A 25968-nucleotide genomic window follows, 5' to 3' on the forward strand; every position below is an offset into this window, starting at 1 on the left:
AGGCGATGAGCAGGGCTCTGGAGGCACTACTGGAAAAACACCCTATCCTGACGGCGCGTTTTGCGACTTCTTCTCTTCAGAAGGGCATTACCTATCAGCCTAGCCATGAAACGGCTGCGGTCTATAGCGCCTTTGAAGCTCAGGACGAAGAGTCGCTGCCAGCATTGGTGGCGGCCATACAAAAAAGTATCAACCTGACTTTGGGGCCGATCTTCAAACTGGCGGCGTTTAACATGGAAAATGGCACAGCTAGGTTGCTGCTGGTGGCCCACCATCTGGTAGTCGATGGCGTTTCATGGCGGATTCTCGGTCAGGATCTGCATCAAGCGTACCACGCACTGTGCCGTGGAGATAAGATGAATATAGGCAGTGAAAGCACCACGGCGGCCCAATGGCAACAGGCCTTGCAACGCTTCCCGGAAGAGAAACGTACATCGGCTCGTCGCTACTGGCAGCCGATGGTCAACCACTATGAGGATGGCATCCTGATTCCTGGTGCTAAACCCGGTCGGGTGAGTGAGGTGCATTCTCGCCAGTGCGTGTTTTCCCAAGTATTAACTGATTATCTACTCAGTTTGGGGCAGATCACGGGGCAGATTACAGAGCATATCTCGAGGGAGAGCCAATCCCATTCGGCCTGTGAAACGGCCATGTTGTCTGCTCTGGTGCAGGCAGTAAATCGTGTCTTTCCTCGCGAGACGATTCTGCTGGAAATGGAGAGCCATGGTCGTCGGCCTCTCCATGATGGGCAGGATTTGAGTGAAACCGTGGGGTGGCTGACCAGCCGTTTCCCTGTGCGTTTTGCAACACAGGCATACACACTGGAAGCCATTGCCGGGCAGTTGAGTTCGGTGCCAGACTTGGGTATCGGCTACGGAGTGCTGCGTTATCTTGAGCAGAGTCTGGCGTTCCCAACGCCGCAACTCCTGTTTAATTACCTTGGACAAACAGGCACTTTGTCTGCGGATTGGCAACCCATCAAAGGGGCTGGGCAAGCGCGCCATCCACGGTCTGTACGCCGTCAATTGATTGATGTGACGGCTCAGGTACGTGATGGGCAATTAGAAGTAAACTGGCAATACCCTGCGTCCTTGCATTCTGCTCTGGAGCCGGTGATAGAAGCCTTTGAAAGCTATTTAAATCAAACTCATCAGCCGGATGGGGGCGGCTCAGGTTCAGGCGTAAAGAGTCAAAACACGCAATCTGATAATCAAGAAGTGCGGGATTACCCCTTAACGCCAGTGCAACAGGGTATGTATCTGCACAGCCTTGCATCGGGTTCGGTATATTTTAACCAAACTGCCGTTGCCATTAACGGTGAGCTTAAGCCAGAGCCGTTTTTGCAAGCCTGGCAGGATACCGTCAACGCGGAGCAAGCACTAAAAGCCTGTTTCTGGGAGACGGAGCAGGGTGAACCAAGGCAAAGCTTTATGCAACGTGTGCATTTACCAGTGCAGATACTGAACTGGTCTGCCTTAAGCAATATTGAGCAACATCAGGCGCTGGAAACATTGTGTCAGCAGGACCGTGCCAAAGGCTTTGAACTGGCAACGCCACCCTTGATGCGTATATTCCTGATTCGTATCTCCGCGCGGGAACATTGGTTAATCTGGAGCCGACATCACCTGATTGTCGATGCTTGGTGTTCGGCTCTGGTGATTCAGGATGTGATGGTGCGTTATCGCAAAGCATTGGGAGATCCGACGGTCTCTTTGCGGCCACGTCCTGATTTTTCCACCTATCTGGACTTTTTAAACCAGCAAGACAGACAGGCCAGCTTGGGATTCTGGAAAGACTATTTACAGGGCTACGAGACATCAGTGGCACTGCCACGTGGCGAAAGCGGAGTGTCGTTTGAGCTTATTGACCATAGCTTGGATTTCGCAACCACCATTTCCTTAAAAGCTTTGTGCCGAACTCATGGAATTACGCTGAATGCCTTGTTCCAGGCAGCCTGGGCCATGGTGCTGTCTCACCACAGTGGGCAGCAAGACATAGTGTTTGGTATGACGACCTCTGGGCGTCCGCCAGAACTGGATCAGGCTCAGCGCATCGTGGGGATTTTTATTAATACCCTAGCCGTGCGCTTAACTCTGAAAGCGGATGCTACCCTGCAAGACCTGCTGGCTCAGGCTCATCAACAAGGGGTGTCATTGCGTGAGCACGAAAGTGTGCCCTTAGTGGAAATTGCCTCGCAAAGTGCCCTGCAACCAGGGCAGTCGCTTTTTGAGACACTTCTAGTGTTTGAAAATGAAGCCTTGGGAGAAGCATCCAGTGAAGGCGTTTCCGATAATCCCAATAAAAGAAACCAAGGCTTATCCGTCTCGCCGCTAAAAGCCTATGAGCGCAACAATTACCCACTGACATTAACTATTATGCCCCATGATGAGGTTCTGCTGCGCATGGCTTGCGATGGCGAGAGAGTGTCGCTAAAGGCGGCCAAAGCCATGTTGACCTCCCTTGAGGCGCTGCTACGGGTATTCACTCAGGCAGAACAAGGTACATCCTTGACGCACATTGCCCATCGGGCGTTTTCTCGTAACGCCCATTTTCAGGGGCCAGAGAGGGACCTTAAAGGCTGGTCTCTTGGTAAAGGCCTATTGGCAGATTGGGAGGCGAAAAAAGATCTTGTGGCGGTGGTCGATGGCAACGGACAGCTTACTTACGAACAATTGCTGGATCGAGTATTGCTTCTTGCTCAGGGGTTGAGAGAAAAAGGGATAACCGAGCACAGCCGAGTTGCTGTGTGTCATCCTCGCCGAGTTGATATGTTGGTGGCCTTGCTCGGTGTATACGTCAGTGGTGCCAGTTATGTGCCTTTGGACCCACAACAACCGATAGAACGGCTCAATCTGATTCTGGAAGGCGCACAGCCGCACTGCATTTTGACGGATGGTCGTATTGAAATAGGCTCGACATCATTGTGTCATAGTGTGCCTGAGCTGGTAGCTCAGACAACGTTGAGTGAATATGACCGAGCGGAAGCATTAGCCCGTATGACGGCACAGGACAGCGGCCTGGCGTATACCATTTTTACCTCGGGTTCGACCGGGCGACCCAAAGGCGTTCAGGTCTCCCGTTTTGCCTTGAATAACTTTCTGCACAGCATGGTGGCGCTGATTCAGATACCGCCACAGGAGGCGTTATTGGCGGTGACCACAGTCGGTTTTGACATTGCTGCCCTGGAGCTTTACCTGCCGTTGTTAACGGGAGGTAAAGTGGTGATCGCCGACGAAGAGCAAGTGCGTGACGGGGAGGCGCTAAACCGCTGTCTTAAGGATAAAAATATCCGCTTTATGCAGGCAACGCCTATTACCTGGCAAATGCTAGCCGAACAGGAAACACAGGATTGGTCTGGGCTGACCTCGCTAGTAGGAGGCGAAGCGCTACCTGCCTCTCTGGCGCAGGACATACTTGCCAGAGGGGCCACATTGCTGAACATGTATGGTCCAACGGAAACCACCATCTGGTCTTCTTTCAGCCATATCACCCAGGAGAATGTCCACCAGCCCTCATTGGGTAAGCCTATCACCAATACCCAATTTTATGTGCTGGATGACTGGCTGAATCCGGTGGCGCCTGGCGCGACAGGAGAGTTGTACATCGCCGGAGATGGGTTGGCAGAAGGCTATCTAAATCAGCCTGAGTTAACACAAAGCGTGTTTCTGGATTACCCGCTGACAACAGATGTGTTGGGTGAGACACAATCGATCCGGTTGTATAAAACGGGCGACAAGGTGTTTCTGTCTCCAGAAGGGGCGTTGTACTTTGTTGGGCGCACAGATTTTCAGATAAAACTGCGTGGTTATCGCCTTGAAACCGGAGAAATTGAAGCAAGACTGACGGCCCTTGCCAATATCAAAGAGGCCGTTGTAACACTATGGTACGCCAACACACCCAAAGCCTGTCTGGTGGCGTATGTGACGGGCAATAACGTTGATATCACCAAGATACGGAAGTATCTCAAAGAGGTGCTGCCTTCTTATATGGTGCCGCAGTATATCGTTCCGCTTGATACGATGCCGCTTAATGCCAACAATAAAATAGATCGCAAGGCCTTGTCTGTGTCTATTGAGCAGGTAGTGAGCGAAGATGTCAGCAAAACAGCACCAGCTACGCAAACGGAAAAAGCCATTGCCCGTGTTTGGGAATCTCTGTTGGGTGTGAGTGACCTTGCTTTGGAAGATGACTTCTTTGCCTTTGGGGGCAACTCGTTACTGGCGGGCAGAATGATTGCCATGCTGCGCCGCCAGTTAGCCATCGAACTGCCTCTGGCTCAGGTGTTTCGCTATCCAGTGTTAGGCGATCTCGTGGAGCAGGTACAGGCTTTGTTTCTCTCAACAGAGACTGATGATCAGACGGAGAGGTTGTTAGTGCCAATGAATGATCAGGCAAAAGCAAACCTGAAAACGCACAACACACAGGTTGCCAGTGTGTTTGTTCTGCCCCCGGCGGGAGGCATCGTACGGGCTTATCAGGATATGGTACAGGCGTTTGATAACCGTTTTCCGGTGTATGGCATTGAGTCTTTGGCTCTGTATGCAGAGACAAAGACTGAAGAAACGATAGCAGACCTGACCAAGCGCTATGTCCGCTGTATTCGCTCGATACAACCGAAAGGGCCGTATCGGTTTGTCGGCTGGTCTTTTGGTGCCTGGCTTGCCATGTCGCTAACCCGTTACCTGGAAGAACAAGGCGAGTGTGTGGAGTGGGTTACCCTTATTGATGCCAGAGCAGATGTGTCCAATGTATCTCTTCAGGTCACTGGCCTTGATCGGGTAAAACGCTATCTGGCTTGTCTGGATCATCATCGCCGGGAATGGCTGTTGGATTATAAACAGGATGCATTACAACGTCTGGAAACCTCGTTGCAGAATGTACAGACCATAAACCGCTCTCAGGATAAATACGCCTTTGAGACACTGGTCAAACTGCTGGATGAAAGGCAAGACACCTTCTCAGGCGAGGGCGAACAGGACTTACGTTTTATGCAGATGCAGCTCTATATGAATAGTCATAAGCAAATGAGAAAGCATGTATTACAACCAGTACAAGCTTCGCTGCATGTTTTTTGGTCCAGCCAAACTTTGAATGGCTCTATGTATCAAAAAGGAGCTATGAAAGGTGAATGGGATAAATATGGTGATACGAACAAAATAATATTAGAAGGAGATCATGACAGTATTGTAAGAGATAATCGTGTATCAAGTTATTTAATACAGCTTGTAGATATAGCTGTATGAAGTAACGTAATTTCAAAATATTAATAGTTCATAAGCTTGGTGCTTAATCGGTATGGACCCACTTTTGTAGACATCTCATAGCTATATAATAATAGGTAAAAATGAGGTTAATTATGAGTGGAAAACGTTATACCGATGAGTCCAAAATTGAAGCTGTTAAACAAGTCACTGAGCGGGGCTATAAAATTGTAGAAGTGGCTGAGCGACTTGGCGTTAGTTACAAAAGTATGCATGATTGGATTGCCCGATACAGCAAATCTGAAACGAGTCGAAAAGCGGAAGATTCGGCTTTGTCAGAGATCTAACGGCTCAAAGCTGAACTTAAACGGGTGACCGAACAGAAGGTATATTTTAAAGGACGCCGTGTACTTTCCCGGTGAGTCAAAGAAAAGTACACGTCCATAAAATTACGGCTCAATGATTATTCTATTGTTGTCTTGTGTCGAGCGCTGCAAGTCTATAGGAGCGTTTTTTTATGCTTGACTAAGTTGTCCAAAAAGTCGACGAGAACAAGAGGATGACTAGCTTGCTATTGCCATTAAACCGCATTGGCTTGAAAGAGGTTGTGTTTATGGCTATCGCAAAATCACCACAGACCTAAAGGGAGAAGGTCAGTCTTGTGGGAAGAATTTTGTGCTAAGGGTGATGCGCCGCGAGGGTCTAAAAGCGCTAATAGGCTACAAACGCCACCCTGTTTTTTATCGTGGATCTGAACGTAATACAGCCCCCAATACACTCGATAGAGCGTTTGTTGTCTCAGAACTAGATCAAGTATGGGTGACCGATTTTACGTACATCCGGACAAAAGAAGGCTGGCTTTACGTGACCGTCGTTGTTGATCTATTTTCTAGATTGGTCGTAGGGTGGTCAATGAGATCAAGGGCTACAGCGGAGTCCGTTATTGATGCTTTACTCATACCATTTCCTGAGTTCACTCATTCCAAATAAATTTACAATGTAAGTATGTCTGCGACCCATCACTATTTTTCCTTTTTAGACTAATATTGTGTAAATAATCTATTGCGCAAGAAATACTTGCTGGTAATATCACCCTATGTGCTTCTATACTTGAAGCGTATAAGTGGTTTAATGATAGAAAATAAAATTTCCAATAAAAATAACAATGGAGCTTATTTATGACTACCTCCTCAAAATTCTTGTTTAAAGCAAGTCTTGTTGCCGCCTCTGTAGCAGCAGCGTCATCAGCTTATTCAGCTGGTTTTGCTTTAAATGATCACAGCGCCACAGCTTCAGGTAAAGCCTTAGCCGGTGTAGCAGCTTCTAATGAAGATATTTCTGCCAGCTTCTGGAACCCTGCGCTCTTTGTAAATGCTAAAGATACAACTGTCTATGTGTCAGGAGCTTATGTCATGCCGAGTATGGATGTGACGGTAAACTCGGCAACTGATGTTACACCAAGTGGAGGTGGTTTTCCTGGGCCTCAAGATTTAACTGCTGATGGTGCTACGCAAGATTCCGTTGATAATACCTTGGTACCTTCTGTTTATTTTGCTAAGCCGCTTTCTGATAAAACGGTAGCAGGTATTTCATTAAATGTACCTTTTGGTTTGTCAGGGGATTATGGTCAAGACTGGGCGGGGCGTTTTCACGCTACTGAAACAGCCATTCAGGATATTGCTCTGAGTTTTTCTCTAGCGCATCGTGTTAATGACTGGGCATCAGTTGGCGCCAGTGTTCAAATTCATAAAGCTGAAGTGGTTTTGGAGTCGGCTGTTGGTATAAGTGTAGGGTCAGATCGTGAAGGGATTGGTCGCATTGAGGCCGACGATATTGGTTACGGTTATGCTTTAGGCGTAATGGTAGAGCCTCAAAAAGGCACTCGTCTCGGTTTGGGTTACCGCAGTGAAGTGGATTTTGATTTTGAAGGGGATGTTAAATATACAGGTAATTCAGCTACATTAGCTTTTTTACAATCACGTAATTTAGTTAATACTAATGTTAGTGATTCTGTGACATTGCCGTCTGTACTAACATTTAGTGTTGAGCAGGATTTAACGCCTGAATGGTCTTTAGGGCTATCAGCGATCAGAACTGGCTGGAGCTCCTTAGAAGGTTTAAATATCGATTTTGACAGCTCTCAGGCAAATTCAGTACTTACTTTTGGTTTTGAAGATCAATGGATGTATTCTGCTGGTTTGACTTATACCTATTCAGATAAATTGACTTTACGTACTGGTGTGGCCATGGATAATTCGCCTGTGACGGACAAATATCGTTCAGCACGGACACCAGATGGTGATCGTAAATGGATTTCTATCGGTGGCACATATGACTTCAATGACATGACATCTGCTACGTTCGCATTTACGCATGTGATGATAGATGATGTATCTGTGAATCGTACTAATTTGCCTGAAGATAGTGCTCGTGGAACGTTAAATGCAGATTATGAGTCATCTGCTAATGTTATCTCTGTTGCAATGAACATGGCGTTCTAACTTATCCCTTTTGAGTGGCAACGCTTTAAAAAACCAGAGTTCAATTCAATTTGATCTCTGGTTTTTTGTATCCTGGGGTAGGTAATTCTTTGAAACTGCTGATGTCTTACTCTATTTGACTTAATACACCATTCGTAGCTCTTTCGCTTTGGCGTTGTCTTTTGCTGTCCAGTCGCTGAGAGGTGATGGCTTAGCGAAATAATAACCTTGCAGTGTTTGGCAGCCTAAGGCGGCTAGTAAATTAGCTTGCTCTTTCGTTTCGATTCCTTCCGCGATTACTCTCATGCCAAGTGATTCAGCAAGCTGTATAGTTGATTTGACAATGTCTACATGGCGTTGGTCATCTGGTAAGGGTGAAACAAAACGACGGTCTATTTTTAGTATGTTAGCAGGGATGTCGACAAGCTGCCCCAGCGAGGCTTGGCCCGTACCGAAGTCATCAATGGCGATTGAGTAGCCATATTGCGATAAACTTCTTAAACGCTTGTGTATGAGTGGGTGTGTCATTACTGGGCTGGTTTCTGTTATTTCTAGTTCCAGCATACTACCTAGCCATGGATTATCAGCAATTAATGTCATCAACAAAGCAAAAAATGCATCATTCATCAGTTCTTGTCCAGCCAAGTTAAAGGCTATTGGTGTATGAATGTGTTCTTTATGCCATTCCGATAGGGTCTCTACGAGTTCGCGTACTAGGTTTTCAGCTAGTAGCGGAAGTAGGCCTAGTTTTTCTGCTATTTTGATGAAGGTTGTAGGAGGAATGAATTTTCCATCGCATTGCCATCTGGCAAGTGCTTCGAAGGAGCGTATTTGTCCATTGGGTGATACTTGTGGTTGTAGCCAGAGTGCGATTTTTTTATTTTTAATGGCGGCGCTGAGTTTCAAGCCAAGCTTGTGTTCTTCAATGAGCTTATGTTCAAGACTATTATTGTAGTACGAGAAGCGATCTGTACTGGTCGAGTACTCCAATGCCATTTCACAGTGTTCTAATAGTTCTTCTGCTGTTTTGCCATCAGTATGGTAGTAAGCGATGCCTACCTGATAGTCCATATTCAATCTACTGCCATCGACAGTTATTTGGCTAGGTAGTACAGAGTGAATGAGAGCTGATAGGTTTTTTTGAATTAAATAGGCTTGCCCTAACGGTACAAAGCAAGAAAATTTTACGCCCCGTAAGCGGCCAATGATAGCGTGTTCAGACAGTTTATTTTGTAATGTTTTTGAGAAATTGAGAATGACTTTATTGGCACTATCTTTTCCGTATTGTTTGTTGAGTAGTTTAAATTGGCTAATACGAATAATGAACATAGCGCCAGTCAAATGACTATCTTGATCGTCAATGCGTTGGTTTACTTGACGACAGAAGTGTCGATGGTTAGGCAAAAGTGTGAGCAAATCAAAATGGGCTAAGCGGCTATTAGTTTGTTGTGTATTTTCAAGCTCTTGCTGTATTGCTTTTAGTTGAGTTGTGTTTTGTAAATGAAGAACATAATAACCATGCTGGGTTAGTGATGCTCTGCGTATTTCAATGTGTACGTTTGTTTTTTTCTTTAAAGTGCATTCCGCTATGTTCGATTGCCAAAAAAAGCGACCTGTCTGACCAAGCGGTGACAACCAGTCAGTAATTGTGGAATCAGATATGTGCTTGTTGGGAGAGTTGGTAAGTAACTCGCGAACCAATTGATTGGCTTTAAGGATTTTACCTCGTTGATCACAAAGTAGGGTTGGCGTCCCTGTGTTCTCAAAGAATTCTTCATACATCGCGTAATTATCGTTTAGCTTGCGATAAAGCAATCTCATATGTGAGGCGTTGTTTTCAAGCGTTTGAATGATTCTTGAGACCGCTAGAGGTAAGCCGATGTTGAGCGTGACGAAAGTCAGCAATTGAAAATAAAAAGACGACGCAATATCTATTTGGCCGTTATTCAGTCCGTCGTTAGTCATCAGATAAAAAGGATAAAGGTTAACAATCATTGCTACTAGAGAGGCTTTGAAGCTGAAGAGTAGGCGAGTAATGAGTGGTAACGAGTATAACGATACTAATGCATATTTTTCTGCATGAAATTCATCGCTGAGTGTGAGTAATAGAAAGCTTGTGGTTATTAGAGTTATAAGAAAAAAAACGGCTGTAGTTTTTGTGTACTTGTCACTGAAGTAAAGTAGGGCACCAAGAAAGCATAGGTACGTGCTGTTTATGCCTAAGAAAGAAATCTCGCTGGATATAAATAGAGTGTGGATTTCTGAGACAGCAAAAATACAAATTGTCAGCGCGAGTAAAATTCGTAAGGCGCTTTGCTGGAAGGCTTTTTCGTCTCCCCCTGTTGAGGGATCTGAATCTACTAGAAAGTAATTTTTAAGAAAATCAATAAACATTAATAAACTTCATAATGCGAAAAAAATAAGCCGCAGTTATTTGCGGCTTTCAATAGACAGTACCTAAAAATCAAGAATTTGACTACGTTAGTTTATAGTTTTAATTAAAAAATCATGTATTGATTTGTCGCAAATGATTATCCCAATGTAAGTCTGGGTGTTTTTTAATCACTTTGCTGACTTTTTGTACAGGATTGCTTGTTAGCTGAGAGCCAATGCCGCTGGTTAATAAAAATTCGTGGGCATTGTCTGTAGCAACAAGGCCACAAACATCACGACAATTTTCTACTCCTAAGAAGGTTTTTGACCCCACGTGCCAATAGGCGACCAGCCCGCCTCTAGGTGTACTTATTGCAAGTATTTCACCTGAGTTATCGAAGCAAACGCTGCCGCAGTATTGTTTAAAACGAACTCTCACCTCTTCCGGAATCGGTAAATATTCTAATTCTTCTTGATCAATGCGCGATAAGGCAACCAGTGGAACTTGATCCCACATTGCCCCTTGATATTGAAAACCTAAAGCAACGGTTCCATGCTGGTTTACGTCAAGATGCCGAATGCTTAATTGGTGCAGCTCATCGTTATTGCCAGACTGATTTAAGACACTGCCATCTTTTAGATTCAAGTAAGTAACGTTTGGTTTCATGGTATCCAGATTTAAGATTTTTCGGTCTTCGTCTGGATGAGTCATCAATCCACCATTGGTAATCACTAATACTTGGTCGTTTAAAAGTACGGACTCATGAGGTCCAATACCATTACTGCTAAAAGATTGAACCACCTGACCACTTGGCCATTCGCGCACAAATATTTTACCTTGTCCTGAAGGATAGTGATTTTCTTGAGTAATCAAGCGCTTTCCATCAGTAGTGAAGAGAGCGTGCCCATAAAAATGATGGTCTTGAGTTGGCTCTATGCGCATTATATTTTGATGTGTTGATACATCAAAAAAATCCATAAAAAAACCAGGTCTTCGGGCGACAATACCTACAATACTTTGGTTAGGATGAACAACCGGAGCGTGTGCTCTATCTAAGAGCTTTGTGTCCCATATCATCTCTCCCTTCTCATCAAACAGGCCAAAAAAGTGCTCTTGTTTATTGAGAGAATAGGCCGAAGCATAAAGTTTCTTACCTGCATTCTGTTGGGCTAATGTTGCCCAAGATGGTGCAGTAATGATCGCGCCACTCAAAGCGCTACTCATCGTAAGGAAAGACCGTCTTGAAAGCATCTGTAGTTAGTCTCCGTCTCTACTATTAAAGCCAATTTGGAAGCCTAGTTGAGTCACCATGCTGGCGAGATAAGATTGGCTATTAGATATGGACTTCACCAACGGCTTTGCTAGAGCAACACGAGCTTCTTGCGTGTAGTCGGCATGGAAGAAATCACTTGGTAATTGAAGGGCTAATTTAATATTCTGCGTGAGTTGCTCTTCAAACTGTTCAGCTAGTGCAGGATTGGTTTGTTTGGCAATTTCGTATAAAGATGGTGAACCTGCATGATAAATTTCACGATAAGACTGCAGATTCTTTTGTATGGCTCTTAAGGAAAGATCGCTTCGGTAAAATTCGGCAAGTTTTAGGTTTTCACGGCTGTTATAGCCTATCGGGGTTTCGAGCTTGGCGTCTTTAACCGCCGACATGTGTTCGATCCATTGTTGTAAAAATAATTCTAGCGCGACTTTTTCTGGATCAAAGCCAGTACCTTCTTCGTCAAATACCCAATCTTGTGCTTTTCCATCTTGCCATTGTTTGGCTACAGCGTTGGCACTTTCTAGATGATGAGCGGTGACTTTCCCTAGTAATCGGCAGTGCTCAACGGATTGTGTTGGCTCGAAATCAGGATGGTAAAGCAAACTTTCAATTGCTGTTAGTCCACGCACAGCAATACTTGCCGAGGTCCAAAATTTCGGTGCATCCATGACCGCAGGATCGCCTTGTGCTAGCGCTCTTAGCTGACGTTGAGTAACGCCTTTCTTATCTGGCCAATATTCAAAAGCGTAATAACGCATAAAGTAAGTGACAGGGCCAAAGTTCAGCCATTGAACCTGTTGCCAATCTAACGCATTGGTTTGAAAGGCCTCTTGCGCGTCATGAAGAGTTGTTTTAGATGGTGAAGCACAGAGTGCATCTGTGCGTTGTTGTAATGTCTTTGATGATTCAGAATAGGATTCATAGCCTTGTTTGACCACGTTGGCTACGATGCCGTTGAGTGGACCTTCCCACTGACCAGCTGAGGCAAGCAGAGGTGTGGAAGCGCTAATGGCTAGGGCGATTAGCTTTGGAAGATATTTCATTAAAGCGACTCCAAAAAGTAGATGAGTTTTTGACGTTGTTCTTTGTTTAGATTCTTATAATATTGTTGACTGCGTTTAGCTTCTCCGCCATGCCAAAGAATGGCTTCTTCGATGGTTTGAGCTCGGCCATCGTGCAAAAAACTCACACGGCCTGACACTTTTTTCGATAGCCCAATTCCCCATAAGGGCGCTGTTCGCCACTCGCTAGGACTTGCGGAAAAGCTTGGAAATCCACTGGCCAGCTCAGGCCCCATATCGTGTAATAGCATGTCTGTAAAAGGGTAAAAAGTACGATTATTTAATACTGCAAAATCTGAATTATTGCCTGTTTTCATTTTGGGAGTGTGGCAGCTAGCGCAGCCTCCATCCTCAAAAAAACGTTTACCGTCTAAAAAAGTGTTGCTGGTTAGATTACGCATAGCGGGAGGTGAAGATAATGATACAAAAAGATCGACCAATCTCGCTTGCTGTTTATCTACTTCTAAATTATCTAAATGTGGACTGTTACCATTTGGGCTTTCCATGCAATCGCGTTGAAACGCAGTGCAGTCGCCTGACGGTGACGGGTTAAGCTGCGTCGATAGACCTAAATCGCTATTAAATGCAGACTGATTTTGCGCGCTAACACTAGCCACAGAAGCTTTATAGCCAAAACGGCCAATGACTTTTTCTTTGTCACTGAAAACCCAACTGACGCGACCGCTAATACCATCATTATTTTTATCGTCAGGATCAGCGCCAGACATAATTATTTCGTCCGGAATGTTATCTAATAGTCCCATTCCCACTAATGCTGGTGAAACCAACATGGTAAAACCAGTGCCGTCTTCGAAGTTGCCATAATTAAGCGTTTTCCAATGAAGGTTTGGCTTTCGTAGCTCTACTTGAGTTCCATCCTTTAGTGTTTCAATCTGAGTGCTGTAGGTAAGGTAATAATCGCCTTCAGGCAAAATTCCAGGAGAGCTTTGACCTTGAAACTGATGCCCGTAGCGTTTATCGCCAATGTGAGGGTAGATTTTATTACTCTTGTTGTTGACGATAGGATAAGACTTTCCAAGCCTAATTAAAAAAGACGGAACGGATGTACCACTTATATTTGCTTCTGGTGCATGGCCGCGTCCATTGTTGACATGACAATTGTTGCACGAGCGAGTATTAAATAACGGGCCTAAGCCGTCGCTGGCAGTCGTTGAAGAGGGTGCTGGTACCCAGAATTTTTGAAAAACACCTTCACCGATATGAAAGTCGAGTTTGTCTTCAACCTTAATACCTGCAAGCGGAGTTGAATAATCACTGGCAATAGCTTTGTTCTGAAAACAAAAAAAGCTGGCGTAAACGCCAGCTACTAGAAAAATACCATTTCTTAAATTTGCTGTCATAAATAGACAAATACCATTAACTGACTAAATGACACATCTTCCTTGGCATCCCATTTGTTAATCTTATAGGTAGCAGATTATTATTCTACTTTCTATTGAAATACCGCACTTGGATTATCTAGACTATCAGATCCTTCAAGAGCAATGCCTTCAAGATTTAACTCATGAATGACTTCTTCAGTGGTGCGTGTTTCGTTTACCAATGAATCAACAAAGGTTTGTACTAGTTGATTACCTTTTGTGTTATTCATTGCAATGAGAACATCAAAGGTTTGACCTTTTTTCGCAGCATCTACCATTGCTTGAGCAGCGGCTTCTGTTTCATTCAGCTTTTGCTTCATTTCTGTGTCTAATTGTGGATTTTGCTTAGCAACAAGATTAGATAGAGACGCACCTTTTACCCAGCTACCATCAACACGTTTGTATTCACCTAAATACGCATTCTTGATGCCTTTAGCATCATAATAATGTGACCAATGGGTATTGTCAGAGAAACAGTCATGCTCTTCTTCTGGGTCGTGTAGCATCAAACCAAGCTTAGTTCTTTCGCCACCCAGCTCTCCATATGCCAAACTGCCCATACCGGTAAGAATAGTAGAAAGGCCTTGTTCTGGTGATTGTTCTAATAACGCAACGCGTGCAGCGCCGCCTTCTTTCCAATTATTCGCCATTTCTTCTAAATCAGAAATTAACAAATCGGTAGCTGCTACTAAATAATCACGACGGCGATCGCAGTTTCCATTGGTGCAATTGTTTAGGTCAAAATCTGTGGCAGGGCGTTCGCCAGCACCAGGATTAGTGCCATTTAGATCTTGGCCCCACAATAAAAATTCAATCGCGTGATAACCGCTAGCAACGTTTGCTTCTACACCATCGGCTTCTTGAAGGTTGTCGGAAATTAGTTCAGGAGTAATGCTGGTTGTATCTACTTTTACGCCGCCGATCATCAAGCTTGTTGACGCAATAACATTCGCAGCATAGAGAGGATTAAGATCGGATTCTGTACCGTAGCTGTCTACCGCAACGTAATCGATCAGGCCTTCGTCCAATGGCCAAGCGTTAACTTTGCCTTCCCATTCATCCACAATTGGATTGCCAAAGCGATAGACTTCGCTTTGCTGATAAGGAACGCGAGCTGCAATCCAAGCAGTCCGAGCGGCTTTCAAGTTTGCTTCTGTAGGATTAGCTAAGAATGTATTAATAGAGGAACGAAGTGTTTTTGCAGTTGTTAAAGAGTCACCGTATACAGCTTCGGCAATGTCAGCATAATGAACGACGACGGAATCTGCAGTGATAGCGTTAGATTCTTGTTTTACGGTAGCAGGTCCGCATGCAGTAAGCATCGCACCTGTAACGCAAATTGCGATGGGGGTTAACAATCGTTTCATGTCTGAAGCTCCAATATTATTTTGTGCAAGCATAATATTAGAAATGAAAACGATTATCAATGAATGTCTTTGCACATTTTTTACATTAATAGTGGGGAACTATTAATTCCCGCACTGATATTGAAAAGAATTGCCTGCCGTATTGTGAAGATCATATTCACATGCTTTATCTCTTAAAAGATTCTGCCCTTCCCAAGAAACACTCATACTGATAGGTGATTTGTTCTTATAGCTAGGAATAAATCGATATGCCGCAACGACATCAATACTGCTGTTGGCCCCTAACTGAATTGACTGCCCAATAAGTCGCTGACGAGTTTCGGTGTTGTATAAGGTGTAATCCGTAGTGTATTCCTGATCACCGTTTGCGTGAGAGAAATTTAACCAAATCTTACGGTAGGTTTGTGGCTCAGACGTCGGATTAGTAAAGCGTAATTTTGTATAGATAATTTGAGAACTGGATAAGCTTGTTTGTGCATTTTGGCTGACTTTTACATAAGAAGAGCTTGCTTCCTGCCAAGGCATATTAGTACCAAATGATGCATCAACAATTTGAATGCTTTCTTTTGCAAAATATGCTTCTGCAAATTGAGCAAGGTCTTTTGCTGGTGCGTACAAAGCTAAAGCCATAATGGCTAAAAGTGCAACTTTATGAATAGTATGAGTAGGGCTTAATAGCTTGATCATATCCACTTCCTTAAAATATCTTTACTGTTTATTTATACAGTACTGTATATCCAGACAGTTATTTTGTACAGAGTCTTTTTTAAAAATAGTTTGCATTTCTCAAAAAAATTCTGGGTATTGACGTATATAGGATTTTTTTAAAATATAAAAAATAATGTTTGATTTTATTTAGTGTATTGAATTTTAAGGGGATTTTAATGATTCCCACAGCCTTCTTAACGGTTTCTGTGGACAAGATTTGGCAATTCTATTTTTGCTTTTATTTGATACAAAACGCAGCCTATTCGATGGCAATAAATGTCCCAGACACTATAATGCAGCCACAAATAAGTGATGAGGTAGGTTGTGGATAAAGTTGATGTGATCGTAATTGGTGCCGGAGCGTCTGGTTTAATGTGTGCGGCAACTGCGGGCTACCGAGGTAAAAAGGTGGTGGTGTTGGATCACGCGAATAAAGCAGGCAAAAAGATTCTTATGTCTGGCGGAGGACGTTGTAACTTTACTAACATAGATGCTGCACCAAAGCATTTTTTATCTGACAATCCACATTTTTGCATTTCTGCGCTACGCCGTTTTTCGTCGCAAGACTTTGTTGATCTAGTTGATCGACATGGTCTGGATTATGTAGAGAAGACGCCAGGGCAATTGTTTTGTGAGCACTCTGCAAAGGACCTGCTTGATATATTGCTGACAGAGCTTGAATGGTCTGGCGCAGAGCTAAAGTTAAACACAAAAATTCATAATATCGATTTTCAAGACGGGCAGACCCTTGTTAAAACTAATCAAGGGGACTTTGTTTGTGAATCCCTTGTGGTAGCCACGGGTGGTTTGTCAATTCCAACCATGGGTGCAACAGGCTTTGGTTACGACATCGCTAAACAAGTAGGACACAATATTCTACCAACTCGTGCTAGCTTGGTACCTATTACGGTACAGCCAGATAGAAAAGCACAGCTTGCTGAATTGTCTGGTATTGCTTGCGAGATCTCTGCAACAGCAAGTGGTGTAACTTTCCAAGAGCCAATGTTGTTTACCCATCGCGGTGTCAGTGGCCCATCTATTTTGCAAATAACCAATTTTTGGCAACCAGGCGAAGCGCTTAACATTAATATCGCACCGACCTTATCTTTAGACGACTTACTCGACGTTCGCCAAAGCACTCCGAAAAAAAGCTACGAAGGCTTCTTATCAAACTTATTACCAAAGCGATTAGTAGAGCTGGTCAAAATAGAATTCCCTTGGTTAACCGAGCGAAGCGCACAAATGTCTAACGAACAGATCGACAATCTGTTTCATTATCTTGCCAACTTTGACATCGCTCCTAATGGAACCGAAGGCTATCGCACCGCAGAGGTAACCTTAGGCGGCGTAAATACCAACGAAGTATCCTCGAAAACCTTCGAATCACAAAAACAAAAAGGGCTCTACTTTATAGGTGAAGTGCTAGATGTGACGGGTTGGCTTGGAGGTTATAACTTCCAGTGGGCATGGGCGAGTGGGTTTTGTGCAGGGCAGTATGTTTAAGCTTGAATAACATACTGAGCACAGGTAGTGAATAAGAGAGAAGGTAGTTGAATGATTCAATTACCTTCTCATCTTTGAACGCTCATTACTTTATCACTTTATAAACCGCGGCAATGTCTTCATTCGCAAAGCCTGCTTTTATCGCTTGTTTGAACGCTTCATTGGCAATCGCGGCGCTTGGCAAAGGTTGTTCAAGTTGATCACCCAGTGCGACGGCCAAGCGCATATCTTTTTGCATATGTTTAAGCGGAAAGCTGGTGGTGTAGTTCTCATTCAGCAGCATGGCGCCTTTGCCTTTAAACATCGGATTCGACATGGCGCCAGCATCGACTATGTCTAAAATCTGCTGACCATCTAAACCAGCTTTTTGTCCCAAAGACATGCCTTCACTGAAAATGCTCAGCATGCCGCCCATCATCATATTAACGACTAGCTTCATATTTGCGCCTTGGCCGACGTTGCCAAGGTAGGGCGACATTTTACCCATCACCTCAAACGCGGGCTTAACATCGTCATAAAGGGATTGATCACCCGCGGCGAGAATGATCAAAGTACCGTCTTCAGCGGGCTTTTTCGTACCAGAAACCGGCGCTTCCAAAAAGCGTCCGCCCGCTTGGCTTATCAAAGCAGCGATTGTTTTTGATGTGCCGTCGTCAACCGTCGACATATCAACATAACCTCGACCAGCGCCAATTCCTGCTGCAACACCATCCGGGCCTTGGCAAAGTGCTAACGCCGCTTCAGGGTCCGACACCATGGCAAAGGTGATATCACAGTTAGCAGTCACGTCTTTTGGCGTCGCGCCTTGGCGAGCTCCTAATGCCACTAACTCAGCGCATTTTGCAGAATTGCGATTCCACACCGTCACATCAAATCCAGCCTTAACCAAATTTGATGCCATCGCCTTACCCATGATGCCTAAACCCAAAAAACCAATACGTTTCATAAATTACTCTCTTAATCGGTGTTATTTTCTAAACATGAATATATGTCAGCCGTTTTAGCAGATGAAAATGGCAATATCGTAGAACCTGTTTTAACCACAGGGTGGCTAAGGCAACAGCTTCGCCACCACAAAGCCGGTAAATAAGGCAATGCTCACTGAAAACAGTGAGCCAAGCATGACGTATTCGGTGAACTTCCTATCGTGAGCTTCACGTAAATCCCCCATGCGAAAGATGGATTTCGCGGCGAGTACAAAACCAACTGCGGTGTATTGGCCGTTTAGTATAAAGGTCAGCACTAAGACGCGTTCAAGGTAGCCCAAATACTGGCCTGCATTCGGTAAGGATTGTACTTTCTTGTTTTGCGAATCACACACATCGGCTTCCAAGTCCGCCGACCATTTAGACAGAATCTCTCCGATGATGATAGACGCCGGTTTGAGCATCATTAAATAAGCGAGAGCGATGAGCAAAGCTGCGTTGTAATCTATGTCATTGATGAGTGTTTTGAGTTGCTCTATCGCGCTATCAAAGAGATAAAACCATAAAAATAGGATGCTTAGGGCATGAAGTAATTGGTCGATGATAAACCACAAAAAGCCTTGTCCAACTTTCACTTTTGTATAATCGATTAGGCTATGAATAACGGCGAATAATAAGCCGATGAAAAGCGAGCCTAACAAGCTGGTGGCGGTTGCGAAACTAACAATCGCTAAGACAATAGCACCATGAACCAGACCATGATAATACAAAGAGCGCGAACGTCCTTGATGGGTATTTTTGTCTTTCACCCAAGTGTTGGGTTGTAAAAAGAAATCACCAATCACATGCCCCAGTAACAACAAGAGCAACACGGCCAAACCGTCGAACTGAAACATCACGACTTACTCCCTATTAACGTGGCTTCTATGACATCCAAAGTATCTAGTATCAAACTCGCGTTGGCGCGTTGCAACCGTGAGGCTAATGAACGGCGGTGGATTCCCGTTTTCGCGGAAAGAGCCTCTTGAGTGAATTCTGGATAAAGAAGGCGAGGGAACAAGACTTCGGCCTGTTTTTCACTGAGCCCCGTCATCATAAAATCTAAGTGGCGAATCAATAAATCACGGCTGGGGTTGGCTTCAACTGTGTCTGGCAAAGACAGTTTGAGGCGTTCTTCATCCATGTCTTTTAAAGCTCGGCCTGATAGTTGAAAAGCTTCGCCTTTGGCGGTTTTTCTCAGCTCCGTTTCGATCTGTTGATACCGGCCAATACCGATAGACACCCGAGCATCCGCGCCTTTTACACACTTCATCAGCGTGAGTCTTAACAATATAGCGCAGCGCAGCGCGTGTTTTGGCTCAGGGGCAAATACCTGAAACTCATCACCGCGAAACACATCGCCCTGAGCATGGAATTCATCTTGAAAAATGACAATGGTTTGTTCTATCTGCTGCAAACATGCTTGGTGTGCTTCATCAGACAAAGCACTAGAATTCACCATATCACCGGTAATCACACCGCCAAGCGCCGCTTTGCTATTCAAACTCATGCATCCATCCTCCCAGCTCGCCAAGATTAATCGCTAAGTGCAGCCGTAATAAAAGCACAAATTATTGACTAAAGCCAGTTTGGCCACTAAATACTGACCAAATTTGGTTTGGTCAGTATTTAAGTGTTTATTGGTGATCCGTTTGCAGGTTAGTTTTCTAATACGCTCGGCTTTACACAAAACTTTCGTTATATTAGGAAGTTAAATGGAGTTGCAGCGGATAAATGGCATGGCCTCAGGCATTAACAAAGCAAAATTAACAGAAACCGACATCATCACTAAGTTTATTCTGCCCGCTGTAAAAAGCGTTGGTTGGGATGATATGACGCAGATACGTCAAGAGGTAAAGCTCAAAGACGGCATGGTCATTGTTCGCGGCCAGATGGCGGCGCGTAAGAAAGTGAAGTCGGCAGACATTGTTTTGTATCATAAGCCAAGTATGCCGCTCGCGGTCATTGAAGCGAAAGCCAACAAGCACGAAGTTGGCAAAGGCATGCAGCAAGCCTTAGGTTACGCCAGTTTGCTTGAAGTACCTTTTGTATTTGCTTCCAATGGTGATGGTTTTATTTTTCACGATAAGACCAACCTAGCTCAATTAGAAACCGAAATTCGCCTTGAAGATTTCCCTACACCAAAGCAACTCTGGGAAAAATACTGCCAATGGAAAGGTTATAAAACCGAAAATCTTCCGGTTATCGCACAAGATTATCATGATGATGGCACAGGCAAAGCGCCGCGTTATTATCAGCTGCAAGCCATTAACAAAACAGTCGAAGCCATTGCTGAAGGCCAAAATCGATTGTTGTTAGTGATGGCAACCGGAACAGGTAAAACCTACACGGCGTTCCAGATTATTTGGCGTTTATGGAAAGCAAGAGCTAAGAAGCGCATTCTTTTTTTAGCCGACCGCAATATATTAGTAGACCAAACCCGAATTAATGATTTTCAGCCTTTTGGCACGGCCATGACGAAAATCACGGGCCGCAAAGTTGATCCTGCTTACGAAATTCACCTTGCTTTATATCAAGCCTTAACTGGACCAGAAGAAGACCAAAAAGCCTACAAGCAAGTCGATCCCGATTTCTTTGATCTAATTATTATCGACGAGTGCCATCGTGGCAGCGCATCGGAAGAGAGTGCTTGGCGAGAGATCCTTGAATACTTTAGCTCTGCGACTCAAGTAGGTTTGACCGCCACACCAAAAGAAACCGATGAAGTCTCTAACATCGAATATTTTGGCGATCCTATTTATACCTATTCGTTAAAGCAAGGCATTGAGGATGGTTTCTTAGCGCCTTACAAAGTAGTGCGTGTCGACATTGATATTGATGTACAAGGTTGGCGACCTTACAAAGAGCAAATAGATAAAAAAGGCAATGTGATAGAGGATCGAATCTATAACCAAAAAGACATGGATCGAACTTTAGTCATCGATGAGCGTACTCAGTTGGTGGCGCAAACCGTGACCAATTATTTAACACGTATTGGTTCAATGTCGAAGACCATTATATTTTGTAACGATATTGATCACGCCGAGCGTATGCGTCGAGCTTTTGCCAATCTTAATCCAGAGCAGATGGCGAAAAATGATAAGTACGTAATGCGAATTACGGGCGATGAGGATTTGGGTAAAGGTCAGCTGGATAATTTTATTAACTCGAAAAAAGCCTACCCAGTAATTGCCGTAACCTCGGAGTTAATGACCACAGGGGTGGATGCCAAAACCTGTAAACTGGTGGTGTTGGATCAAGGCATTCAATCCATGACTAAGTTTAAGCAAATCATTGGTCGTGGCACTCGTATCGATGAAAAATACGGTAAACTCTGGTTTACCATCATGGACTTTAAAAAGGCTACCGAGCTGTTTGCTGACGAACGATTCGATGGTGAGCCTGTGCAAATCAAACAAACACATACCAGTGATTATGAGACAGAAGAGGCGCTAGACGATATCGTCGATGGCATGGATGATATTGAAAATCCTTTTGGCGACGAAGAGATAGATCCTGATTCCATCCAAGAGCCAGAAGCGCCATACGATGCGTCTAACTCAACCATGAGTGATGACTTTGGTTCCTTTGATAACAGTGATGACAGTACAGATTGGAACGACGAAGACAAAGTTCGCAAGTTCTATGTGAATGGCGTCAAGGTGAAAGCCATTGCTGAGCGTATTCAATACTACGATACAGACGGCAAGCTGGTGACCGAGTCATTCAAAGATTACACGCGCAAAACCATGGCGAAACAATTTGCCTCCCTCGATGAATTTACCAAAAAATGGCAAGACTCAGAACGTAAGCAAGTCATCATCGATGAATTGGCAGAGCAGGGCATTATTTGGGAAGCGTTAGAAGAGGAAGTCGGAAAAGGGCTAGATCCATTCGATCTGATCTGTCATGTGGTTTATGATATGCCACCGCTGACGCGACGCGAACGTGCCGACAAGGTGAAAAAGCGCAATTACTTTGTTAAATACGGCGAAACGGCTCAGCAAGTGCTGAGTCAGTTGTTAGACAAATACGCCGACATTGGCGTACAAGAGATAGAAAACATTCAAGTGCTCAAAGTGACGCCATTTGACCAAATTGGTCGCCCGAATGAAATTGTAAAAAAAGGCTTTGGTGGCAAACCACAATATGACGAAGCGATCAGAGAACTTGAAAGTGAGATTTACCAATCAGACGAACCAAAATCGGCTTAGACGTTCATTCCTATCTAACGTGGCTCGATTTGCATTACATAATTAACAACATCCTATTCCTCGGGCGCTAACCATTCAGCGCCCGTACTTTTTACGAAAAGTTTTATTAAGAGAAAGCCCATGTCTATCAGTTCTGCAATAAAATCCATTCAAGACATAATGCGCAAAGACGCTGGTGTCGATGGCGATGCTCAGCGCCTTGGTCAAATGTCTTGGTTGCTGTTTCTTAAAGTATTCGATGCTCAAGAAGAAGAGCTCGCCTTTGAACTGGAAGGCGCTTACAAAGCACCGATTCCTGAAGAGTATTTATGGCACAACTGGGCGGCAGATCCCGAAGGCATAACGGGCGAAGAGTTACTCGATTTTGTTAACGACGATTTATTTTACGATCTGAAAAACCTCACCGCGCCAATCGATCTAAACCCACGCGGTTTTGTGGTGAAAGAAGCCTTTAGTGATGCCTTCAACTACATGAAGAACGGCACGCTGCTGCGCCAAGTGATAAACAAGTTAAACGAAATCGACTTTACCGATTCCAATGAACGTCATCTATTTGGCGATATTTACGAGCAAATTTTGCGGGATTTACAAAGTGCTGGTAACGCAGGGGAATTCTATACGCCTCGTGCCGTTACACGGTTTATTGTTGATCGTCTTGATCCAAAGCTGGGCGAAACCATCATGGACCCAGCTACGGGAACCGGTGGCTTTTTGGCCTGCTCTTTCGATCATGTGAAAGAGCGTTACGTGCAAACCACGGACGATCATCAAACCCTACAAAAGCAAATTCACGGTGTTGAGAAAAAACAGCTGCCGCATTTATTGTGCATCACCAATATGATGTTGCATGGCATCGAGGTGCCCGTGCAAATTCGCCACGGCAATACCTTGAACAAACCGCTGTCGAGCTGGGACAGCAACATCGATGTGATTGCAACCAATCCTCCATTCGGTGGCACAGAAGAAGACGGCATAGAAAAGAACTTTCCGGCAGACATGCAAACCCGTGAGACAGCGGATTTATTTCTACAACTGATTATCGAGGTGCTTTCTAAGCCAACCGATAGCAAAAACGGCGGTAGAGCAGGCGTGGTCTTGCCTGATGGCACTTTATTTGGCGAAGGCGTGAAAACTAAAATCAAAAAAATGCTCACCGAAGAATGTAACCTGCACACTATCGTGCGTTTACCCAATGGCGTGTTTAACCCTTACACTGGCATTAAAACTAATATCCTGTTTTTCACCAAAGGCCAACCGACGAAAGACGTGTGGTTTTATGAGCATCCGTATCCAGACGGTGTGAAAAACTACAATAAAACCAAGCCGATGAAGTTTGAAGAATTTCAAGCCGAAATCGATTGGTGGGGCGACGAAGCAGATGGCTTTGCCAGCCGAGTCGAAACTAACAACGCTTGGAAAGTTTCTATCGACGAGATCATCGCGCGGAACTTTAACTTAGACATTAAAAACCCGTATCAAGAAACGGTAGAAAGCCACGATCCAGAAGAATTACTGGCCACTTACCAAGCGCAACAAGACGACATCGCGGCGTTACGCAACCAGCTAAAAGACATACTCGGCGCGGCGTTAAGCTCGTCTGGCTCAACTACGGGTGGAGAGAAGTAATGTCGGTGGAATCTCAAACAACACATTCTAGCCCGATAGAAAACCTGATCACCGAGCACATCGACATCTGGAGCAGCGCTATCAAACGCAAATCCAGCTCTGGTCGTGGCTCAAGCAAAAAAATAGAACTCTACGGCATCAAAAAACTGCGTGAGCTGATTCTAGAACTAGCTGTTCGTGGCAAGCTTGTCGCTCAAGACCCGAATGACGAACCTGCGTCTGTTCTGCTCGAACGCATTGCCAAAGAAAAAGCCCAGCTAGTCAAAGAAGGCAAAATCAAAAAGCCGAAAAAGCTGCCAGAGATTACCGAAGACGAAAAACCATTTGAACTGCCAAGTGGGTGGGAGTGGTGTCGGATTCAAGAAATTGGCCATGATCTAGGTCAGAAGCAACCAGAAGGAACGTTTTCATACATTGATGTTGGTTCTATAGATAAAGTATATGGATTAGTTGAGTCACCAACCATTCTGGAAGGCAAAGACGCTCCTTCACGAGCACGAAAAATTGTTACTGAAGGGACAGTCATTTATTCCACAATACGACCTTATTTATTAAATATCGCGATCATAGATAAGAAGTTTTCCTATGAGCCTATTGCCAGTACAGCGTTTGCAATTATTCATCCACTAAATGGTATTGTCGGTAACTATGTTTATCGTTATTTGAGAAGTACGCCTTTTGTTAGATATGTAGAATCCGTTCAGACTGGAGTGGCTTACCCTGCAATCAATGATAAGCAGTTTCAAATGGGTATAATTTCAGTTCCGCCAACAACCGAACAACACCGTATCGTCGCTAAAGTCGATGAGTTGATGGCGCTTTGCGATAAGCTCGAAGCGCAAACCGAATCCAGCCTTGATGCTCACCAAACCTTAGTGACTGTATTGCTAGACACCTTAGTGGATAGCCAGAATGCCGAAGAATTAGCACAAAGCTGGATGCGCATCAGTGGTCATTTCGACACCTTATTTACCACAGAACAAAGCATTGACCAGCTAAAGCAAACCATCCTACAACTGGCGGTCACGGGTAAATTGGTTGAACAGGCCAGCCGCGAGGCGAGAAATAGTCCAAATTACGAGCCAGCGTCCGTTCTACTTGAGCGTATCGCCGCCGAAAAAGAAGAACTTGTTAAGCAAAAGAAAATTAAAAAACAAAAGCCACTGCCACCTATTTCAGATGATGAAAAACCGTTCGGGCTGCCTGAGGGATGGGAGTGGGTTAGGTTCGAAAATATAGTTGAGATTCAAGGAGGTATTACAAAGGGAAGAAAGCTGGCTGGTAGGGAAGTTGTAAAGGTTCCATATTTAAGTGTTGCAAATGTCCAGCGGAACTATCTCGATTTAAATTTTTTAAAAGAAATTGAAATTCCGATTAGTGAAAAAGAGAAATATAGAGTTAAAAAAAGGGATTTATTAATAACTGAGGGTGGCGATTGGGATAAAGTAGGGCGAACCGCAATTTGGTCAGATGAGCTTGACTACGTAGGTCATCAAAATCATGTATTTAAAGCCCGAATATTTATTGAAGAGCAAAGTGAAATTTGGTTAGAAAAATATCTTAATGGACCTTATGCTCGTAATTATTTCGCAGGCTCCAGTAAGCAAACGACTAATTTGGCTTCTATAAATAAAACACAATTACGTGGTTGTCTAATAGCAATAGCACCACTCGAAGAGCAGCACCGCATCGTCGCTAAAGTCGATGAATTAATGGCTATCTGCGATCAGCTGAAAGCCCGACTCAGCGAAGCGCAAACCACGCAACTGAACCTTGCTGATGCCCTAGTTGAGCAAGCTTTGTAACCAAGGAGA

General features: G+C 44.3%; 16 protein-coding genes and 1 pseudogene (1 of these 17 only partly in view). 8 read left to right on the forward strand and 9 right to left on the reverse strand.

All coding sequences use genetic code 11. The annotated features are described in order from the left end of the window. The 4 genes and pseudogenes from KPL72_RS16030 to KPL72_RS16045 form a co-directional block, all read left to right on the forward strand. Nucleotides 1-5243: the end of a non-ribosomal peptide synthetase gene (locus tag KPL72_RS16030; RefSeq protein WP_219703688.1), read on the forward strand. It extends 8962 nt beyond the left edge of the window; the window shows 5243 of its 14205 coding nt (coding positions 8963-14205); the start codon falls outside the window, past its left edge; its stop codon occupies nt 5241-5243. Nucleotides 5244-5356: 113 nt separating this feature from the next. Further along, nucleotides 5357-5548, forward strand: a complete 192-nt coding sequence (locus tag KPL72_RS21500) for a transposase (RefSeq protein ID WP_219703689.1) — start codon at nt 5357-5359, stop codon at nt 5546-5548. A 235-nt stretch (nt 5549-5783) separates the two neighbouring features. Continuing rightward, a pseudogene (locus KPL72_RS21505) lies at nt 5784-6161 on the forward strand (DDE-type integrase/transposase/recombinase); the annotation flags it as partial. A 218-nt stretch (nt 6162-6379) separates the two neighbouring features. Further along, complete coding sequence (locus tag KPL72_RS16045) at nt 6380-7702, forward strand: OmpP1/FadL family transporter (protein ID WP_219703691.1); 1323 nt, start codon at nt 6380-6382, stop codon at nt 7700-7702. 120 nt (nt 7703-7822) lie between these two features. On the opposite strand, the gene KPL72_RS16050 is transcribed toward KPL72_RS16045, so the two are convergent. The 6 genes from KPL72_RS16050 to KPL72_RS16075 all read right to left on the reverse strand — a co-directional run bounded on the left by KPL72_RS16050 (nt 7823) and on the right by KPL72_RS16075 (nt 15825). Further along, a complete protein-coding gene (locus KPL72_RS16050; protein ID WP_219703693.1) occupies nt 7823-10075 on the reverse strand; it encodes a sensor domain-containing protein in 2253 nt (750 codons plus the stop codon). A 112-nt stretch (nt 10076-10187) separates the two neighbouring features. Continuing rightward, nucleotides 10188-11279, reverse strand: a complete 1092-nt coding sequence (locus tag KPL72_RS16055; protein WP_249422303.1) for a DUF1513 domain-containing protein — start codon at nt 11277-11279, stop codon at nt 10188-10190. Between the two features lie 33 nt (nt 11280-11312). Next, nucleotides 11313-12371, reverse strand: a complete 1059-nt coding sequence (locus KPL72_RS16060) for an imelysin family protein (protein WP_219703699.1) — start codon at nt 12369-12371, stop codon at nt 11313-11315. Then, nucleotides 12371-13750: a di-heme oxidoreductase family protein gene (locus KPL72_RS16065; RefSeq protein ID WP_219703701.1), complete on the reverse strand. Its 1380-nt coding sequence runs from the start codon at nt 13748-13750 to the stop codon at nt 12371-12373. Before KPL72_RS16065 ends, KPL72_RS16060 begins: the two co-directional genes overlap by 1 nt. A 92-nt stretch (nt 13751-13842) precedes the next feature. Next, the gene (locus KPL72_RS16070) at nt 13843-15138 is read right to left on the reverse strand and encodes an imelysin family protein (protein WP_212915532.1); all 1296 of its coding nucleotides are present in this window, start codon (nt 15136-15138) and stop codon (nt 13843-13845) included. Between the two features lie 102 nt (nt 15139-15240). Next, on the reverse strand, nt 15241-15825 hold the full coding sequence (locus tag KPL72_RS16075; protein ID WP_212915531.1) for a hypothetical protein: 585 nt from the start codon (nt 15823-15825) through the stop codon (nt 15241-15243). A 345-nt stretch (nt 15826-16170) separates the two neighbouring features. On the opposite strand from KPL72_RS16075, the gene KPL72_RS16080 reads away from it, so the two are divergent. Continuing rightward, entirely contained in the window at nt 16171-17349 is a 1179-nt protein-coding gene (locus KPL72_RS16080) for a BaiN/RdsA family NAD(P)/FAD-dependent oxidoreductase (protein WP_346729522.1), read from the forward strand. A gap of 85 nt (nt 17350-17434) precedes the next feature. Here KPL72_RS16080 and KPL72_RS16085 read toward each other — a convergent pair whose 3' ends face one another. The 3 genes from KPL72_RS16085 to KPL72_RS16095 form a co-directional block, all read right to left on the reverse strand. Beyond that, complete coding sequence (locus tag KPL72_RS16085; protein ID WP_219703703.1) at nt 17435-18295, reverse strand: NAD(P)-dependent oxidoreductase; 861 nt, start codon at nt 18293-18295, stop codon at nt 17435-17437. A gap of 105 nt (nt 18296-18400) precedes the next feature. Beyond that, the gene (locus KPL72_RS16090; RefSeq protein WP_249422306.1) at nt 18401-19171 is read right to left on the reverse strand and encodes a DUF3307 domain-containing protein; all 771 of its coding nucleotides are present in this window, start codon (nt 19169-19171) and stop codon (nt 18401-18403) included. Beyond that, nucleotides 19171-19824 carry a hypothetical protein gene (locus KPL72_RS16095; protein ID WP_219703707.1) on the reverse strand — a complete coding sequence of 218 codons (654 nt, stop codon included), beginning with the start codon at nt 19822-19824 and terminating at the stop codon, nt 19171-19173. Before KPL72_RS16095 ends, KPL72_RS16090 begins: the two co-directional genes overlap by 1 nt. Nucleotides 19825-20053: 229 nt before the next feature. Here KPL72_RS16095 and hsdR point away from each other — a divergent pair, with 229 nt between their 5' ends. The 3 genes from hsdR (at nt 20054) to KPL72_RS16110 (ending at nt 25959) form a co-directional block, all read left to right on the forward strand. Next, nucleotides 20054-22528, forward strand: a complete 2475-nt coding sequence (gene hsdR / locus KPL72_RS16100) for an EcoAI/FtnUII family type I restriction enzme subunit R (protein ID WP_430010743.1) — start codon at nt 20054-20056, stop codon at nt 22526-22528. A 120-nt stretch (nt 22529-22648) separates the two neighbouring features. Next, a complete protein-coding gene (locus KPL72_RS16105) occupies nt 22649-24154 on the forward strand; it encodes an N-6 DNA methylase (RefSeq protein ID WP_219703710.1) in 1506 nt (501 codons plus the stop codon). Beyond that, nucleotides 24154-25959: a restriction endonuclease subunit S gene (locus KPL72_RS16110; protein WP_219703712.1), complete on the forward strand. Its 1806-nt coding sequence runs from the start codon at nt 24154-24156 to the stop codon at nt 25957-25959. The genes KPL72_RS16105 and KPL72_RS16110 overlap by 1 nt, the downstream gene beginning before the upstream one ends. Nucleotides 25960-25968: the final 9 nt, after the last annotated feature.

It is taken from the genome of Marinomonas lutimaris (assembly GCF_019426345.1).
Lineage (GTDB): Bacteria > Pseudomonadota > Gammaproteobacteria > Pseudomonadales > Marinomonadaceae > Marinomonas > Marinomonas lutimaris.

Excerpts from the sequence above, each read along its gene's own strand:
- KPL72_RS16090 (WP_249422306.1), bottom strand. The coding sequence starts at position 19,171 with ATGTTTCAGTTCGACGGTTTGGCCGTGTTGCTCTTGTTGTTACTGGGG.
- KPL72_RS16075 (WP_212915531.1), bottom strand. The coding sequence starts at position 15,825 with ATGATCAAGCTATTAAGCCCTACTCATACTATTCATAAAGTTGCACTT.
- KPL72_RS16110 (WP_219703712.1), top strand. The coding sequence starts at position 24,154 with ATGTCGGTGGAATCTCAAACAACACATTCTAGCCCGATAGAAAACCTG.
- hsdR (WP_430010743.1), top strand. The coding sequence starts at position 20,054 with ATGGCCTCAGGCATTAACAAAGCAAAATTAACAGAAACCGACATCATC.
- KPL72_RS16105 (WP_219703710.1), top strand. The coding sequence starts at position 22,649 with ATGTCTATCAGTTCTGCAATAAAATCCATTCAAGACATAATGCGCAAA.
- KPL72_RS21500 (WP_219703689.1), top strand. The coding sequence starts at position 5,357 with ATGAGTGGAAAACGTTATACCGATGAGTCCAAAATTGAAGCTGTTAAA.
- KPL72_RS16060 (WP_219703699.1), bottom strand. The coding sequence starts at position 12,371 with ATGAAATATCTTCCAAAGCTAATCGCCCTAGCCATTAGCGCTTCCACA.
- KPL72_RS16055 (WP_249422303.1), bottom strand. The coding sequence starts at position 11,279 with ATGAGTAGCGCTTTGAGTGGCGCGATCATTACTGCACCATCTTGGGCA.
- KPL72_RS16065 (WP_219703701.1), bottom strand. The coding sequence starts at position 13,750 with ATGACAGCAAATTTAAGAAATGGTATTTTTCTAGTAGCTGGCGTTTAC.
- KPL72_RS16070 (WP_212915532.1), bottom strand. The coding sequence starts at position 15,138 with ATGAAACGATTGTTAACCCCCATCGCAATTTGCGTTACAGGTGCGATG.
- KPL72_RS16095 (WP_219703707.1), bottom strand. The coding sequence starts at position 19,824 with ATGAGTTTGAATAGCAAAGCGGCGCTTGGCGGTGTGATTACCGGTGAT.
- KPL72_RS16050 (WP_219703693.1), bottom strand. The coding sequence starts at position 10,075 with ATGTTTATTGATTTTCTTAAAAATTACTTTCTAGTAGATTCAGATCCC.
- KPL72_RS16085 (WP_219703703.1), bottom strand. The coding sequence starts at position 18,295 with ATGAAACGTATTGGTTTTTTGGGTTTAGGCATCATGGGTAAGGCGATG.
- KPL72_RS16045 (WP_219703691.1), top strand. The coding sequence starts at position 6,380 with ATGACTACCTCCTCAAAATTCTTGTTTAAAGCAAGTCTTGTTGCCGCC.